Origin of the sequence: Nocardia sp. NPDC004604, assembly GCF_040609795.1 — a bacterium.
Classification (GTDB): domain Bacteria; phylum Actinomycetota; class Actinomycetes; order Mycobacteriales; family Mycobacteriaceae; genus Nocardia.
Genome location: NZ_JBEXLC010000048.1, coordinates 43,273 through 58,424 on the forward strand (window position 1 = coordinate 43,273; position 15,152 = coordinate 58,424).

General features: G+C 65.9%; 16 protein-coding genes. 9 read left to right on the forward strand and 7 right to left on the reverse strand.

What is annotated here, in order from left to right; translation table 11 throughout:
* Nucleotides 1–305: 305 nt before the first annotated feature.
* Together ABZW16_RS19030 and ABZW16_RS19035 are read left to right on the forward strand one after the other, a co-directional pair.
* Nucleotides 306–1,292: an ATP-binding cassette domain-containing protein gene (locus ABZW16_RS19030; protein WP_354957228.1), complete on the forward strand. Its 987-nt coding sequence runs from the start codon at nt 306–308 to the stop codon at nt 1,290–1,292.
* An 83-nt stretch (nt 1,293–1,375) separates the two neighbouring features.
* Entirely contained in the window at nt 1,376–2,158 is a 783-nt protein-coding gene (locus tag ABZW16_RS19035) for an ABC transporter permease (RefSeq protein WP_354957245.1), read from the forward strand.
* 227 nt (nt 2,159–2,385) lie between these two features.
* On the opposite strand, the gene ABZW16_RS19040 is transcribed toward ABZW16_RS19035, so the two are convergent.
* Nucleotides 2,386–2,721: an RNA polymerase-binding protein RbpA gene (locus ABZW16_RS19040; protein WP_040691372.1), complete on the reverse strand. Its 336-nt coding sequence runs from the start codon at nt 2,719–2,721 to the stop codon at nt 2,386–2,388.
* 293 nt (nt 2,722–3,014) lie between these two features.
* On the opposite strand from ABZW16_RS19040, the gene ABZW16_RS19045 reads away from it, so the two are divergent.
* Complete coding sequence (locus ABZW16_RS19045) at nt 3,015–3,341, forward strand: hypothetical protein (protein ID WP_354957229.1); 327 nt, start codon at nt 3,015–3,017, stop codon at nt 3,339–3,341.
* 19 nt (nt 3,342–3,360) lie between these two features.
* Here ABZW16_RS19045 and ABZW16_RS19050 read toward each other — a convergent pair whose 3' ends face one another.
* From ABZW16_RS19050 to ABZW16_RS19060, 3 genes are all read right to left on the reverse strand, one after another.
* Nucleotides 3,361–3,903, reverse strand: coding sequence for a YaeQ family protein (locus tag ABZW16_RS19050; protein WP_354957230.1), 543 nt, complete (start codon nt 3,901–3,903; stop codon nt 3,361–3,363).
* Nucleotides 3,904–3,959: 56 nt separating this feature from the next.
* Complete coding sequence (locus ABZW16_RS19055; protein WP_354957231.1) at nt 3,960–5,039, reverse strand: hypothetical protein; 1,080 nt, start codon at nt 5,037–5,039, stop codon at nt 3,960–3,962.
* Nucleotides 5,040–5,245: 206 nt separating this feature from the next.
* Complete coding sequence (locus ABZW16_RS19060; RefSeq protein WP_354957232.1) at nt 5,246–5,944, reverse strand: M23 family metallopeptidase; 699 nt, start codon at nt 5,942–5,944, stop codon at nt 5,246–5,248.
* Nucleotides 5,945–6,127: 183 nt separating this feature from the next.
* Between ABZW16_RS19060 and ABZW16_RS19065 the strand changes: the two genes are divergently transcribed.
* Nucleotides 6,128–6,478, forward strand: a complete 351-nt coding sequence (locus tag ABZW16_RS19065) for a metalloregulator ArsR/SmtB family transcription factor (RefSeq protein WP_354957233.1) — start codon at nt 6,128–6,130, stop codon at nt 6,476–6,478.
* A gap of 111 nt (nt 6,479–6,589) precedes the next feature.
* On the opposite strand, the gene ABZW16_RS19070 is transcribed toward ABZW16_RS19065, so the two are convergent.
* Nucleotides 6,590–7,576: a glycosyltransferase family 9 protein gene (locus ABZW16_RS19070; protein ID WP_354957234.1), complete on the reverse strand. Its 987-nt coding sequence runs from the start codon at nt 7,574–7,576 to the stop codon at nt 6,590–6,592.
* Nucleotides 7,577–7,776: 200 nt separating this feature from the next.
* Here ABZW16_RS19070 and ABZW16_RS19075 point away from each other — a divergent pair, with 200 nt between their 5' ends.
* The 4 genes from ABZW16_RS19075 to ABZW16_RS19090 all read left to right on the forward strand — a co-directional run bounded on the left by ABZW16_RS19075 (nt 7,777) and on the right by ABZW16_RS19090 (nt 10,401).
* Nucleotides 7,777–8,187: a VOC family protein gene (locus ABZW16_RS19075; protein WP_354957235.1), complete on the forward strand. Its 411-nt coding sequence runs from the start codon at nt 7,777–7,779 to the stop codon at nt 8,185–8,187.
* Between the two features lie 69 nt (nt 8,188–8,256).
* Entirely contained in the window at nt 8,257–8,835 is a 579-nt protein-coding gene (locus tag ABZW16_RS19080) for a DUF308 domain-containing protein (RefSeq protein WP_354957236.1), read from the forward strand.
* 126 nt (nt 8,836–8,961) lie between these two features.
* Nucleotides 8,962–9,321, forward strand: coding sequence for an Rv2640c family ArsR-like transcriptional regulator (locus tag ABZW16_RS19085; RefSeq protein ID WP_354957237.1), 360 nt, complete (start codon nt 8,962–8,964; stop codon nt 9,319–9,321).
* 129 nt (nt 9,322–9,450) lie between these two features.
* Nucleotides 9,451–10,401 carry an amidohydrolase family protein gene (locus tag ABZW16_RS19090; protein ID WP_354957238.1) on the forward strand — a complete coding sequence of 317 codons (951 nt, stop codon included), beginning with the start codon at nt 9,451–9,453 and terminating at the stop codon, nt 10,399–10,401.
* A 73-nt stretch (nt 10,402–10,474) separates the two neighbouring features.
* Here the strand turns inward: ABZW16_RS19090 and ABZW16_RS19095 are convergent, their stop codons facing one another.
* Entirely contained in the window at nt 10,475–10,744 is a 270-nt protein-coding gene (locus ABZW16_RS19095) for a metal-sensitive transcriptional regulator (RefSeq protein WP_354957239.1), read from the reverse strand.
* An 88-nt stretch (nt 10,745–10,832) separates the two neighbouring features.
* Nucleotides 10,833–12,992: an MMPL family transporter gene (locus ABZW16_RS19100; protein WP_354957241.1), complete on the reverse strand. Its 2,160-nt coding sequence runs from the start codon at nt 12,990–12,992 to the stop codon at nt 10,833–10,835.
* Between the two features lie 125 nt (nt 12,993–13,117).
* Between ABZW16_RS19100 and ABZW16_RS19105 the strand changes: the two genes are divergently transcribed.
* A complete protein-coding gene (locus ABZW16_RS19105) occupies nt 13,118–14,746 on the forward strand; it encodes an FAD-dependent oxidoreductase (protein ID WP_354957242.1) in 1,629 nt (542 codons plus the stop codon).
* Nucleotides 14,747–15,152 lie beyond the last annotated feature (406 nt).

The window sequence follows — 15,152 nt, forward strand, 5'->3', positions numbered from 1 at the left end:
AAATCGATCCTCCGAGCGTCCGGATGCTCGGACGGAACCCGGTGTTACCGAGGCAGATTCGTGCGAGATATCGCCAGCAACGTGCGGCCTTCGACACCGGCGCCCGGGGTCGGAGAAGGAGACAGCTGTGAGTGAGCGAGGTGAGCAATCCATAGGCCGTGGCGAGCAGCCCACGGTCAGGGCGGCGCTGGTGGAGATGCCGGTGTCGAACATCGAGGGAGAGGCATGAGCGAGCGACAGCGAGTGAATCGTGAGCACAGCGCGCCATGGCCTACGACGGAGCCGAGCGCGAGCGAGGCGGAGTCGTGAGCCTTGCGGTCGAGGTGCTGGGCCTGGTCAAGAATTACGGTCGGGTGCGGGTGCTGGACGAGATCGACCTGCAGATACCGGCGGGGACGGTAATGGGTCTGCTGGGTCCCAACGGTGCTGGCAAGACGACGACGGTGCGCATCGTGACCACCCTGCTGCGGCCGTGTGCCGGTTCGGTGCGGGTCGCGGGGGTCGACGTCTTGCGTGATCCGGCAGCGGCGCGGCGGCGGATCGGATTGTCCGGTCAGTACGCGGCGGTCGACGCCAATCTGACCGGATATGAGAATCTGCGCATGGTGGCGCGGCTGTACGGAATGTCGCAGCGGCAGGCCACCTCGCGCGCGTCGGAATTGTTGAGCGCCTTCGGTCTGGACCACGCGGCGCATCGCCGCGCTGGCACCTACTCCGGCGGGATGGCGCGGCGCCTCGACCTGGCCGGGGCATTGGTCGCCCGGCCCGCGGTCGTGGTGCTGGACGAGCCGACCACCGGACTGGATCCGCGTGGGCGACTGGATATGTGGCGCGTCATCGGTGATCTCGTCGACGACGGCACCACGGTGCTGCTCACCACCCAGTACCTGGAAGAGGCCGATCTGCTGGCCGACCGCATCACGGTCATCGATCGCGGCCGCGTCATCGCCAAGGGGTCGGCCGACGAGCTGAAAACCTCCATCGGCGGCGACCGGCTCACCGTCACCTTGGCCGCGGGTCAAGAGGTGAAGCCAGCGTTGACAATCCTGGCGCAGGTCGGCATCGGTGAGCCGACCCACGATCCAGGCGCGGACGAAGCCTCCATCATGGTCGGCGATGGCTCGCGCACCATGGTCGAGGCGCTGCGCAGGCTCGACGACGCCGGGGTGTGTGTGGTCGACGCCAGCGTGCGTCGGCCCAGTCTCGACGACGTATTCCTGTCCCTCACCGGCACCGCCGCGCGCGAACCCGAGCCGGAAACCGACGATGTACAAGAGGAGATCTTGTCTTGATAAGCACCGCAGTCGCGCGCGCCGAAGCAGAACCGACCGTGAAAACCGAATCCCCCCAGGAGATTCCGCCGCCGCACGCCCGGATCATCCGGGACAGCGCGATCGTCGCCTACCGCAATCTGCTGACCATCCTGCGCGTCCCGACCCTGCTGGTGACCGCGACGATTCAGCCGTTGATGTTCGTATTCCTGTTCGCCTACATCTTCGGCGCCTCACTCGGCGGCGGCCAATATCGGGAATTCCTGCTGGCCGGAATCTTCACCCAGACAGTTGCTTTCAATGCCGCATTCACTACCGTCGGTCTGGCGGGCGATCTGGAGAAGGGGATTATCGACCGCATGCGCACCCTGCCCATGTCGCGGCTGGCGGTGCTGATGGGGCGCACGCTGTCGGATCTGGTGGTGAACATCCTGAGTCTGGCCGTCATGGTCGGCTGCGGCTATGTGGTCGGCTGGCGGATCAATGGCGGCATCGCCGACGCCTTATTGGCGTTCGCGGTGATCCTGCTGTTCGCCTTCGCCATGTCCTGGGTCGGCGCGCTCACCGGCCTGCTCTCGCCCACCGTCGAAGTGGCTCAGAGCGCGGGCCTGATCTGGTTGTTCCCGCTGACGTTCATCTCCTCGGCCTTCGTTTCCGCCGAGTCCCTCCCCGGGCCCATGCGCGCGGTTGCCGAATGGAACCCCATCACCGCGGTATCCGCCGCGGGCCGCAAACTGTTCGACAATGGCGCACCCCCCAGCTTCGGCACGCCCACCGGTTGGCCCGCCGAGCACTGCATCGCATACGCCGTAGCCTGCTCTCTCGCCATCCTCATCGTGGTCGTACCCCTGGCCCTGATCCGCTACCGCAAGGTCGCCAGCAAGTAGTACCGCCCACCCGCTGCCGAGGCGACGCTGAGCGCGTCCGGATCGGCGGGACGGCGCTGACCCGGTCGCTGTCGACGGTTCGGCACTCAGCCAGCGTTCATGGGCACGAGAAAGGCCGCTTGCATCGCTTGACGCAAGCGGCCTTCCTTTTGTCTCGAAAGGCTTCCGTGCGCAGGGCCGCTGGTTCGAACATTGTCCGGCTCGAAGCCCTACACCCGAGAAGAAACCTAGACCCGGCGCCGCGTCTTGAGCAGATCGAGGCGCTCCTTCAGCAGCTCCTCCAGCTCCTCCTTGCTGCGACGCTCGAGCAGCATGTCCCAGTGGGTGCGGGGCGGCTTGACCTTCTTGGTCTCCTGAGTGGTGCCCTCCATGAGGGTGCCCTCCTGGCCGTTGCGGCAGAGCCAGGTCGGGGGGATTTCGGCATCGTCGGCGAACGGGACGTCGAATTCCTCGCCGTTATCGGTCCGGTACCGAGCGATCCGTCGCGGGGCCAGGTCGTGGTCGCGATCGGTTTCGTAGCTCACCGCTCCGAGCCGACTGCCCCGGAGTACGCGATCTGCCATGGTGTGCCTCTCCCTGTGTGCTCGAGTCTTGTTGCGCTGCGGCCGCGTCCGTTCGGCGGACTCAGCCGGACGAGCGCCTGACGCTCGCTGGACCTTAGGTGTAACGACCGTGCCTGCGCCAATAGTTCCCGACGCCCGCTGACCCTTTCGAGTGCGCCGCGCGCCGTCCCTAGCGGCCGTGAACTGTTCCATTGTAGTGCGTGACACGGATGCGATCCGCCACGACCGCGCCGCGGCGGCAATCCGGGGCCACGAGCCCCATCCGGCGGCCGGAACCGTTAATGTTCTGCGTCATGTCGCGCCGCTTGCTGTCCTGCTGCCTGTGGTGTGGGCGGGAGATCGTCGAATCGGAGGCCGGTCGCCGTCGCCGGTACTGCCGTCAGTCCTGCCGCCAACGCGCCTACGAACACCGCAACAGCTTGAAGGGAACCGGGATTCCCGATGATTCGGTGGTACTGAGCGCACAGGAGGCGGCCGATCTGGCCGACCGCTGGTTCGCCGCCCGATGCGCTGCCGAGGACGTCGCCACCGCCATCGGCGAGGGTGCGGACACCGAAGAGCTGAGGGCATTGAGCGCCACGTTGCTGACACTGACCCGCGAGGCCGAACGCTTGCGGTGAGCGCAGACCGAGTCGCAGGCTAGGCCAACCGGTGCTCTGCGACCGGTGTGCTCAGGTCCGTACCGTTGAGATCCAGGTACAGCAGTCGTTCGGTGATGGATACGGTGATGGTGTTGCGGCGTTCGATCGCGGCGACGCCCGCATCGATGAAGCCCCGATCGAAGCTGTAGAGCCGAATCGCTTCTGCGCGATGGATCCGCTTGCCGGTGAGCTGCGCCAGCACCTTGACCGGATCGCGATGGGTGTAGATGGCAACGCGCTCAGCCATTTTGCTGCCGCGGTGCACGCGCTCGGCGTCGGGGGCGCCGACTTCGATCCAGGCGGTGAGGCGTCCGGTGAGATCGCGCACCAACACCGCGGGTTCGTCGGTGGCGGATACTCCGCCGTCGCTGAAGGTGATGCCCTCCTCGTATTCGAGGCAGTAGGCGAGTAGCCGCGTCAGCATGAACTCGGCCGTTTCGGATGGGTGGCGCGCCACCCGCAACTCCAACTCCTGATAGACACCGCGGTCGACGTCGGCCAGATGGACGGTGAAGTTGTGCAGTGTTGCGCTGAGGGCCATAGGAGCAGGAGCTTAAACGACCCCGGCGCGCGTACCCTGCGGCGAGCCCCATCGGATCACCCGCGGGGCCGGGCGCCCGCCGTGGACAACCGCGCGGCGCTCGAGGTGTTGTGCACTGCGGCCCGGGCCCGCCAGTACACGGCGAAGGTCAGCAGGCCGACCACCCACAGCAACCCACCGAACGCCAGCAGCGTGTTGCCATCCGGATGCACCAGTGACTGCGCCCGCATCGCCTGCCAGAACACGATCGCGAGCAGCCCGGCATAGCCGAGAGCGAGCACCCCGATCAGCCCGGCGCGGGTACGTTCGGCGCGCAACCATGGATAGCGCGGCGCCAACCAGGCCAGCGCCACTACCGCGAGCAGCAGCACCTGGATGGCGTGCAGCCCCAGGAAATGCGGGATCCGCAGGTCGCCGCCGATGGTGCTCCAGTGTGTGATCGGCATACCGCCGACTCCGTCGCGTGCGTCCAGAGACGGATTGTTCAGCACCGTATGTCCCGCAACCAACTCCACCACATTGCCGTCGGCGTTCCGCACCAACTGCTTGCCGGTGAACCCCATCAGATAGCCGAGTGCCATTCCGACGACGGCGAGTCCGAGTCCGGCGTGAATGGCCCGCGCGGTAGGCCGGTCCACCAGCCGCTGCCACGAAAGGATCAGCACGATAATCAGATTCGCGAAGAACAGCCCGGGCACACCGGCGGCGAACACCAGCTGCCCGATCGAATTCACCGCATCGGTTTCATGATTGAAATGGCTGTAGGTGCCGCGTGCGGCCTGCACCACAATGAATCCGACGTCGATGAATCCGGTGATCGCGAACACCGTCCCCATCCACCAGCTGACCCGACTTCCCTTGTGCGGCAACGACAGCAACCAGGCCAGCGTGAATCCGTAGAGTACGAACGCGAGCCCGAACTTGAACGGTTTGAGCCAGACGGATTCACCGAGCAGCATCCGATCGTCGAATGCCATGCCGCCCACGCAGAACAGCACGAGGGTGCCCATCACGGCCACCATCCACAGCAGCGGGCGATGCAGGCGACCTCCGCGTGGCAGATCGAGTGCGGTGCGGCGACGGTGCCGAGGCAGCGTGGAATGACCAGGGGCAGAAAGGGTATCGATCGTCGGCATGATCCGACGGTAGGAACCGATGGCACGCGACCACGTCCCGCTGCGGCGCCATTCGCGGGTAGTACCGGGGTACTAGAAATCGGCCATCGCGATATCCGCGATCCCCTCATCGAATCGTGAATACCGCGATGGCCGAGTCCGATCCCGCCCGAATCCGAGGCGGGACCTCGAATCGGTGGGCATGTGTTGCCGGCCGGAGAGTCCGCCTACTCCGTGGCGATACCGACGGCGATACCGCGCGAGCCGAGCCAGGGCATCGGATCGATCGGCGCGCCGTCGCCCTGGTGAACCTCGTAGTGCAGGTGTGGGCCGGTGGAGAAGCCGCGGTTGCCCACGGTCGCGATGACGTCGCCCGCGCGCACCTGCTGGCCGACGGTGGCGATGATGTCGTTGACGTGGCCGTAGATGCCGATGGTGCCATCGTCCTGCTGCACCCGCACCCACAGGCCGAAGCCCGAGGCCGGGCCCGCCTCGATCACGGTGCCGTCGGTGACCGCGGCGATCGGGGTGCCGATGGGGTCGGCGAAGTCGAGGCCCGCATGCAGTGCGCCCCACCGCATCCCGAAATTGGATGTCAGCACGCCCGCGATGGGGCGAACGGTGCGTGGCCGGGCCTCGGCGGCCAGGCGGTTCGGCTCCCAGACGACGGCATCGGGGACGGTCTGCGGCATCTGCACATCAGGCAGGGTGAAGGCGGTGAAGGCGACGGCGGCGCTGGCCGAATCGGTGGTCGACTGGTCGGTCTTTCCGGTGCTGACGCCGGGCGCTGCGTTGGGGTCCGCGGCGGCCAGCACGCCGAGCGAGGCGCTGACGACCGCGGCAACGGCGACCGCCCGGGTGGTGGTGCGGTTGCGGCGTGAACGGGTCGCGCCGCGACGGAAAGATAACGGTACGGTCACGAACATGGCTTGAACGTACGGGACTGCCATTCGAGGACCGCAATCGTGTGGCAACCATCACAGGTCAACAAAAACCCTGTTGATATGTAACAGCTGTGTAACGGCACTGCGTGGAAGTTATGTCTACCTGGTGAAAGTCCGTAGTGCGCAGAATTGACCAGAAGGATGCCGGTCGATCACACTATTTCAGTGCCGACTAAAGGAGTTCGCGCGCTCGAGGCACTGGCCGACCCCACCCGCAGGGCCATCTTCGAGGCATTGCCGACCGCGCCGCTGGCCGTCGGCGACCTGGCGAAGCTCGTCGGGGTGACCAGCTCCGCGGTCTCCCAGCATCTGCGTGTGCTGCGCGAGGCCAGGCTGGTCATGATGCGCCCGGACGGCAACCGGCACCTGTATTTCCTCGACCCACGCGGACTCGGCGATGCGCGTGACTACCTGGAGCAGTTCTGGCCCAGCGCGCTCGCGGCCTATGCCGCCGCGCTGAGCAGCGCTCGCGCCGAGACTGCGCCCGAAACGAATGCTCGAGGCCCCAGCGGCTGACTGTCTACAGCGGCAGGTCTGCCCCGCCAACTGCGGCACCTGCCTCCGGAATCGCCTGGCGCGCCCCTGTCCGGAACCGCGTTCCTTGCGCCCCTGGCGCGGAGTCGGCGATCAGCCCACGCGGCGATACGCCGTTCGCCCGCGATTGCTTCCGCTGCCGGGCCACGCGCGCTTGGCGAGTTGCTTGTCGACGGCGGTGACCACCTCGGTAACGCCGATCCGCAGCAGTCCAGGATCGGGCGTATCGGCCATCGGGTCGCCGATCTGACCGGCCCACAGCACCGCATGCCTGCCGAGCAGATGTGGCGGTGGCCCACCCCAGCGCGGCGTCGTCGGACCGAATAGCAATACGGTGCGGGTCCCGAAGGCGGTAGCCAGATGCGCGACGCCGGTATCACCGGAGATGACCAGTGCGGCCTCGGCGACCGTGGCTGCGAGCTCGATGAGGTTCTGCTCGCCCGCCAGCACCCGGCCCATCGGTAGGCCCGCGCGCGCGGCGACATTCAGTGCGATATCGCGCTCGTATTCGTCACCGGTGAGTACCACCTCGCGACCGAGCACGAGCAGATGGCGCACGACGGCGGCGAACCGGTCGGGCGGCCAGCGGCGCGCCGGCGCGCCCGCGCCGACATGTACGACGACGCAATCGCGATGGCTGGTGGTGGCGACCGGCGGGACCAGTCCGAGATTGCGCCGGTCGGCGACGATGCCGTCGGATTCGAGCAGATGACACCAGCGCTCGACGTGATGCATATCCGTGTGCCACTCCGGGCCTTCCAATTCGGGAAAGGCCAGATTGCGGTAGGAGAGGATGCGGCCGGGATCGGTCTTGGTGAGCGCGACGATGCTCTCGGCGCTCGCACCGTGCAGATTTACCGCGAGTGCGGGTGGGGTGGCACCCCAGCGCAGGTCACTGAGTTCTGCCGTCGGCACCATGGTGTCGACGGAAGCGATGAGATCGACGATCGGTTTCAAGCGGTGCGGGGCCGCCAGAACGATCTGATCATGCGGCTTCGCCCGTCGCAACGCGCGCAACGCGGGAACCGCGGTGAGTAGATCACCGAGGCCACGTGCCTGCAGGACGAGAACAACGGCCACCCTCTTCTCCTAGCCACCTGAGATCGCGAACCCGACCCACCCGCTTCACCGCATGGGTGCACACGACGAGAGCCACTTAGGGATGACTACCCGAGCCTGATCGGCGATAAACGTGAGTGAGTAGCCCGTTACCGAGTCCGCTGTCCGGGCCGGAGGACTAACCTCGGCGACGGCGGCACCTACACCGAGGAGCGTTCCAGATGGCCTCCAGGCTCAACCCGTACATCAGTTTCGGAGACACGGCGCGCGCCGCGCTCGAGTTCTATCGAGACGTGTTCGACGGCACGCTGTCCATTCAAACCTTCGGGGATATGGGGGATAAGGACGCGCCCGGTGCGGATCTGGTCATGCACGGCATGCTGGAGACGCCGAGCGGTTTCACACTGATGGCTTCGGATACCCCACCCGGCATGGAATACAAACCTGGCAGCAGCATTTCGATCAGTCTCAGCGGTGACGACGCCGATGAGCTGCGCGGCTACTGGGACGAGCTCACTGCCGGTGGCACCATAACCGTGCCATTGGAGAAGCAGATGTGGGGTGACGAGTTCGGGATGTGCATGGACCGATTCGGTATCGCGTGGATGGTCAACATCAGCGTCCCAGCCTAGCGTCGGCCGCTCACCGCGTTGTCTAGCAAATGCGCAGAAAACCGCTGACGCAAGGCATAGCATTTCGTTATGACGACAAACAGCGTGCTAGAGGGTCCTCTGCAGTCGCTTGCGCGCAGTGCGTGGCAGACGGTTCTGGTCACCGGCATCCTGGCGGTGATCCTCGGTGTGATGATCCTGGTGTGGCCGGATGTGACGCTGGCGGCCGCGGGCATCATCTTCGGTATCTATCTGGTCGTGAGCGGCTTTCTGCAGTTGATGGCCGCGTTCGGCACATTTGCCAGTACCGGAATTCGGGTGCTGGCGTTCATCAGTGGCGTGTTGTCGATCATCATCGGTGTCTTCTGTTTCCGTGACGAGTTGGCCTCGATTCTGTTGCTCGGTCTGTGGATCGGTATCGGCTGGCTGTTCCGCGGTATCGCGGTGCTGGTGGCGGCGATCTCCGAGCCAGCGATGCCCGGCCGGGTTTGGGAGGGCATCTTCGGTGTCATCACCGCGATCGGTGGTGTGGTGCTGATCGCGTGGCCGGTCCGGTCGGTGGCGACGCTGGCATTGGTCGCGGGCTGGTGGCTGATCATCCTGGGGATCATCGAGATCATTACGGCGTTCGGTGTCCGCCGGGATGCGAAGAAGCTCGCCAAGGCCTGAGGTCTTCGATCGCCCGCGGCGGTCGCCGTACGCGGCGGTCGCGGGTGTCGTTCGGGTGGATGTAGTTGAGGCAGTGGTGATTTCGGTTCCTCGGGGCAAGACTTTCGGTATATGCCAAGATGGGATATGCCTAAGGCGCTGCCCGTGATCGATGTTTCCGCGCCGATCCGTTGTATGCCAGTGGCGGCGGCGCCGGTCGATGACCGGGTCGCCCTCGAGGTGGCATTGCGGTTGAAGGCGCTTGCGGATCCGGTGCGGGTCAGATTGATGTCATTGCTGCTCGCCGAGCCCGGCGGCACGGTCAACACCCGTGATCTGGCCGCGGCGGTAGTGCTCGCGGAATCGACGGTCAGTCATCACCTGGGCCAGCTGCGCGCCGCCGGGCTGGTGGAATCGGTGCGTCGGGGCATGACCGTCCAGCATGCCGCACGTCGAGATGCGTTGTCCGCCTTGTGTTTCGTGCTCGATCCGGAGTGCTGCCGGTAGGTTTGCCCGGTTACCCTGGTCGGCACCCCTTGACCGACCGGCTCTAGATAACTGATGATTACATCAGTAGCGCGAATAGTCTCACCTTGATGGTGTGGTTTGTGCAGCCCGAGCCGGAGGAGAAGTCCGATGACCGCCGCCCGCATCGATGTGCACCAGCACCTCGTTCCGCGTGACTATGCCGACTGGCTGCGCGCGAAAGGCGTCGTCGCTGCCGGTGGCCGCGAGCTGCCCGACTGGAGTCCGGACAGCGCGCTCGCGCTGATGGATCGGTATTCGATCGCCACGGCGATCCTGTCGCTGTCCACGCCCGGCACTCATCTCGGCGATGCTGCCGAGGCGCGGGGGTGGGCGCGCCGGGTCAATGAGACCGGCGCGGATCTGGTGCGCGCTCACCCCGATCGGTTCGGGCTGTTCGCCACCGTGCCGCTGCCCGATGTGGCGGGGTCGGTCGAGGAGATCGCGCACGCATATGACGAACTGAACGCCGATGGTGTCGTGCTGCTGGCAAACGCACATGGCCGCTACCTCGGTGACGAGGCATTCGATCCGGTCATGGCCGAGCTGGATCGGCGGGCCGCCGTGGTTCTGGTGCACCCCTCGGAACTGCCGGGTCCGGCGGTGGCGGGGATTCCGCCGTTCGCGGCCGACTTCCTGCTCGACACCTCGCGCGCCGCAACGAATTTGGTGCTGCGCGGCGTGCTGCGGCGCTATCCGAACATTCGGTTCATCCTGTCGCATGCGGGCGGGTTCGTACCCTATGCATCGCATCGCATCGCTGCCGCGATCACGGCCGAAACCGGCCGCAACGCCCTCGAAATCCTGGAAGAGCTCAGCGGCTTCTACTTCGATACCGCGCTGTCGGGCAGCCCGGCGGCGCTGCCGAGTCTGCTCGCCTTCGCCCGCCCCGGCCATGTGTTCTTCGGCAGCGACTGGCCGTTCGCGCCCGAACTCGGCGTCGCGTACTTTACCGGCCAGTTCGATGCCTATCCCGGTCTCGATGAAACCGGCCGCGCCGCGATCAACCGAGGAAACGCTCTCGAGCTGTTTCCCCGCCTCGCGAAGGGGGCCCGACAATAGGATCCTCCTCGCGAGTCGCGGGTGGTGTGCGGTTCGGTGACCGAGATCTGTTGCGTTCCTGTGCTTTCCGCGGTCAGGCCAGGGCGAGGAAGAGCTTCTCGAGTTCGGCTTCGGTCATCGGTTCGGAACCGTCGGCGGTGTCTCCAGCGAGGCATTCGCGCAGTCCGGTCGCGACGATCTTGAAGCCAGCGCGGTCCAGTGCGCGGGAGACGGCGGCAAGTTGGGTGACCACATCCTTGCAGTCGCGGCCCTGCTCGATCATGGAGATCACCCCGGCGAGCTGGCCGTGCGCACGGCGCAGCCGGTTGAGCACCAGGGCGATGGTCTCTTCGTTGCCGACCATGGGATATTCCTTTCATCGAGTAGACCACCAATCATACCCCTGGGGGTATCAAGGAATCCCGTTGTGTGCCGAGCCCCTGGCGATGATTTCAGTGGTGGGCGAAGCTGATCGAGGGCAGTAGCCTGCGCAGCCAGGCCGGGGACCACCAGGCGGCGTGTCCGGTGAGGCGCAGCAGCACCGGCAGCAGCACCAGGCGCACCGCGAACGCGTCCAGCAGTACCGCAACCCCGAGGATGATGCCCATTTCCTTCGGCGGCAGCGGGTCCGCGAGCGCGAAGGTGAAGAACACTGCGACCATGACCGCCGCAGCGGCGAAGATCACTCGTCCGGAATGCGACAGGCCGTCGACCTGTGCGGCCTTAGGGTCGCCGGAATGCTCGTAGTGCTCCTTGGCGGTGGCCAACAGGAACACGGTGTAGTCCATGGCGATGGCGAAGATCATCGCGAAGAAGAACACCGGTCCCCAGCCGTCCAGGAAGCCCTGCGGGGTGAACCCGAGCAGGCTGGCGCCGTGTCCGTCCTGGAAGATCAGTTTCGCGACGCCGAAGGCTGCGGCCGTGGACAGCAGGCTGACCATGGTGCCGAGGGCCGCGATCAACGGTGCCTGCAGTGCGATCAGTAGCAGCGCGAATCCCAGTGTCAGGATGATCCCGACGATGATCGGCAGATAGTCATTGAGCGCCTGCTGCAGGTCCAAGTTCTCTGCGGGTGCGCCGCCGACCAATGCGGCCGAAGGCAATTCGTCGCGCAACCGGTCGAGGATTTCGCCCATGTGCTCGTCGGACGGATCGACGTCGGGGATGGCCTGCATCATCACCAGGCCGCTGTCGTCGCGGGCGGGTTGGGCCGGGGTAACCATGCTGATCCCATCGACCGCCTTCGCGGACGCCGCGACCTGCGCGGACTCGTCGGCAGGGGCGATGATCTGCAGCATGCCCGGAGTCCCCTTGCCCATCTGGGCCTGCACCAGTTCGTAGCCCTGACGTACGGGTGCGTCCGATGGCACGACCTGGATGGACGGCATGGCCACCTGCAGGCCGAATACCGGAGTCGATAAGGCGATCAGCAGGATGCCCGCGCCGATCGCGAACGGCCACGGCTTATCGTGGAGCAGCCGGCCCCAAGCGGCGAACCGCGGAGAATGGTGCTGTTGTCGTTTGGCGTGCGGCAGTGCACCGGCATTGACCTTGTCGCCCAATGCGCCCAACGCCGCCGGTAGCAGGGTTATGGTCGCCGCGAGTACGAAGGCCACCGCGAACATGATTCCGACCGCCATGGTCCGCACGGCGGGTGCGGGCACGATCAGTACGGCCGACAGGCTGACCAGAACCGTAAGTCCGGACAGCACAACGGCTTTGCCGGCGGTGTTCATTGTTTCGGCGACCGCGACCCTGGTATTCGACGTGGTGGTGAGCGCGTCGCGAAAGCGGGCGACGATGAACAGCGCGTAGTCGATACCCAGTGCGAGGGCGAACATCATCGCGAAGTTCATGGCCCACACCGAGATCGGCGTGAAATGGTTGAGCAGCACCAGGCCACCGGCCGAGGTCACCAGCCCGGCCAAGGTGAGCAGGAGCGGCAGTCCGGCGGCGACCAGCGATCCGAAGGCCAGCACCATGATCGCCAAGGTGAGCGGCCAGGAGAACATTTCGGCCTTGATCATGGCGTTGTGATTGGCCTCGTTGAAGTCGCTCCACAGCGCCGAAGCGCCGGTGGGGTAGACCTCGATGCCGTTGCCGGACAAGGCGGTCAGCGCTGCCTTGTGCTCATCGACGGCCTTGACCATCTCGTCGGTGGTGGCATTCGCGCCCGCGATGAGGATGCCGGTGTGCCCGTCCGGACTGATCGACATGCCCGGCTGCGGCGCGATCACTTCGCCGAAGCGGCCATCGCCACTGAAAACGCCGGTGATCTCGCTGAGCAGTTGGGCCACCTGTGGGCTCTCGATTGTCGCGGTGTCCGAATGGACGACCACCTGCACCGCTGCAGAGGAGTTTCCGCCGAAATGTTGCTGTGCAAGCTCACGCACACGCACCGATTCCGAGCCGTTGGCCTGCCAGCCCGCCCCGGCCAATGCGGTGAAGACGCTCGGAGCGGCGGCGCCGAGCGCGATCAGCACCACTAACCAGATACCGAACACGATCCGGGCGCGACCGGCCATCGCTGCCCCGAGTCGGCTCAGCGCGCCGCTGGATCGGTGCGGTGGCGAGGTGTCGCGAGCTGGGGAAACCGCCAACGAGTCGGTCATCACAATTCTCCTTCCATACCCCCACGGGTATATTGGCCTCGAAGGAAAATATACCCCCAGGGGTATTTGATTGTGAAGAGTGGCATACGGCACGGGCAGTGCCATGGCCTGCTGGGAGGAGCGAGATGAAGGTTGTGATCGTCGGTGGAGTGGCCGGTGGTATGTCGGCCGCCACCCGTCTGCGGCGACTGTACGAATCGGCGGAAATCGTCGTACTGGAGCGCGGCGATCATGTGTCGTTCGCGAATTGCGGTCTGCCCTATTACGTCGGCGGGGTGATCCCGAAGCGCGAATCTCTGCTGTTGCAGACGCCCGAGTCGCTAGCGGCGAGGTTCCGACTGGACGTGCGAGTCCGGCACGAAGTGGTGGCCATCGACCCGGAGGGGCGCACGGTCACGGTGCGTGCGCTGGACTCGGGCCGTGAATATGTCGAAGCCTTCGACGAATTGGTGCTGAGCACCGGTGCCGCGGCGATTGTGCCGCCGCTGCCCGGTGTCGAGCGCGCACTGGTACTGCGTGATGTCGCCGATGTGGACCGCCTGGTGGAAGCGGTGGCCGGGGTGCGGTCCGCGGTGGTGGTAGGGGCCGGGTTCATCGGTGTGGAGATGGCCGAAAATCTTGTGCGGCGCGGTATTTCGACTACGGTGGTCGAGCGTGCTCCGCAAGTGCTCGCACCACTGGACATCGAGATGGCCGCGCCGGTCGCCGTCGAAATGCGCGATCACGGAATCCGATTGGAGTTGGGTACGGAGTTGATCCGCGTAGACGGCGATACGGTGACGCTTTCGGATGGGCGGGTGGTCGCGGCCGAGCTGGTGGTCATGGCGATCGGGGTGCGCCCGGAGAGCGCGCTGGCCCGCGCGGCCGGATTGGCGGTCGGCCCGGGTGGCGGCATCGTGGTCGACGATCGCATGCGTACATCGGCACCGCATATCCACGCGGTCGGTGATGTGGTGGAGAAACGGGACGCGGTCACCGGGCAGTCGGCGCTCGTTCCGCTGGCCAATGCCGCGAATCGGCAGGGGCGGCTGGTCGCGGATGCGATCGCCGGACTGCCGGTCACGGATCCGCCCGCCCAGGGCACCGCGATCGTCGGCGTCTTCGACCTGACCGTGGCGATGACCGGATGGAGTGAGAAGCGACTGCGAGCCGCCGACCGCTCGTTCCGTGTGCTGCATTCCCATCCGCTCGCCCACGCCGGGTACTACCCGGATGCGCGCGCGATGTCGGTGAAGCTGCTCGTCGATCCGGATACGGATGCGATACTCGGCGCGCAGGCGGTAGGTGGGGAAGGTGTCGACAAGCGCATCGACGTGCTGGCCACTGCGATGGCGGGAGGTATTGCGGCCTCGCGGTTGATGGACCTCGAGCTGGCCTATGCACCGCAGTTCGGTTCGGCCAAGGATCCGGTGAACATGCTGGGCTATATGGCCGACAATCTCCGCGTCGGCGCGATCCGTACGGTGCAGTGGCATGAAATCGGCGAGGCTATCGTGGCGGGGGCGCAGCTGGTCGACGTGCGATCGCGGGAGGAGTTCATCGCTGGTTCCATTCCGTGTGCAGTCAATATCCCCCTGGACGAGCTACGCGAACGGGTGGCCGAGATCCCGGCCGGTCCGGTTGTGGTGTTCTGTCAGGTGGGGCAGCGCGGCAACACTGCGACGCGGTTGCTGACCCAGCTCGGCCGGGACGCCGTCAATCTCGACGGTGGGTACCGGACCTGGCGTGACGCATTCGCGGACCAGAACAGGTAACCCGCGAGGGAATCCGTATCACCGAAAGGAAACAGCACAATGTGTCAACGAATTGTCTGCCGGACTTGCGGTAAGCCCGGCTATACCGGGTGCGGTGAGCATGTGGAGGAGGTGCTCGGCGATGTGCCGCAGGCGCAACGGTGTGCGTGCGCCGATCAGCCGCCGACCCACAAGCGGTGGTTCTCGGGCGCTTAGATGTGGTGCGGCGATCTAGTCGTGGTCCTTCGATGATCTCGGCATCTGACATCGCACAGTTGCCCAACTTCATGGCGACCCGACCGGTCCTCGCGCCGGGTACGTTGCTCTGACCGACGAGCGCGGCGGCGCCCGGACATCCGCACCCCCCGGTTTTGTGGGGCCGCCCCCCCGGGGGGGGGCGTTGAGCTGGGCCTGGTTGGGCGCGGTG

Coding starts and splice junctions, on each gene's coding strand:
- ABZW16_RS19090 (WP_354957238.1), top strand. CDS start 9,451: ATGACCGCCGCCCGCATCGATGTGCACCAGCACCTCGTTCCGCGTGAC.
- ABZW16_RS19085 (WP_354957237.1), top strand. CDS start 8,962: ATGCCTAAGGCGCTGCCCGTGATCGATGTTTCCGCGCCGATCCGTTGT.
- ABZW16_RS19095 (WP_354957239.1), bottom strand. CDS start 10,744: ATGGTCGGCAACGAAGAGACCATCGCCCTGGTGCTCAACCGGCTGCGC.
- ABZW16_RS19060 (WP_354957232.1), bottom strand. CDS start 5,944: ATGTTCGTGACCGTACCGTTATCTTTCCGTCGCGGCGCGACCCGTTCA.
- ABZW16_RS19050 (WP_354957230.1), bottom strand. CDS start 3,903: ATGGCCCTCAGCGCAACACTGCACAACTTCACCGTCCATCTGGCCGAC.
- ABZW16_RS19040 (WP_040691372.1), bottom strand. CDS start 2,721: ATGGCAGATCGCGTACTCCGGGGCAGTCGGCTCGGAGCGGTGAGCTAC.
- ABZW16_RS19075 (WP_354957235.1), top strand. CDS start 7,777: ATGGCCTCCAGGCTCAACCCGTACATCAGTTTCGGAGACACGGCGCGC.
- ABZW16_RS19045 (WP_354957229.1), top strand. CDS start 3,015: ATGTCGCGCCGCTTGCTGTCCTGCTGCCTGTGGTGTGGGCGGGAGATC.
- ABZW16_RS19055 (WP_354957231.1), bottom strand. CDS start 5,039: ATGCCGACGATCGATACCCTTTCTGCCCCTGGTCATTCCACGCTGCCT.
- ABZW16_RS19105 (WP_354957242.1), top strand. CDS start 13,118: ATGAAGGTTGTGATCGTCGGTGGAGTGGCCGGTGGTATGTCGGCCGCC.
- ABZW16_RS19080 (WP_354957236.1), top strand. CDS start 8,257: ATGACGACAAACAGCGTGCTAGAGGGTCCTCTGCAGTCGCTTGCGCGC.
- ABZW16_RS19100 (WP_354957241.1), bottom strand. CDS start 12,992: ATGACCGACTCGTTGGCGGTTTCCCCAGCTCGCGACACCTCGCCACCG.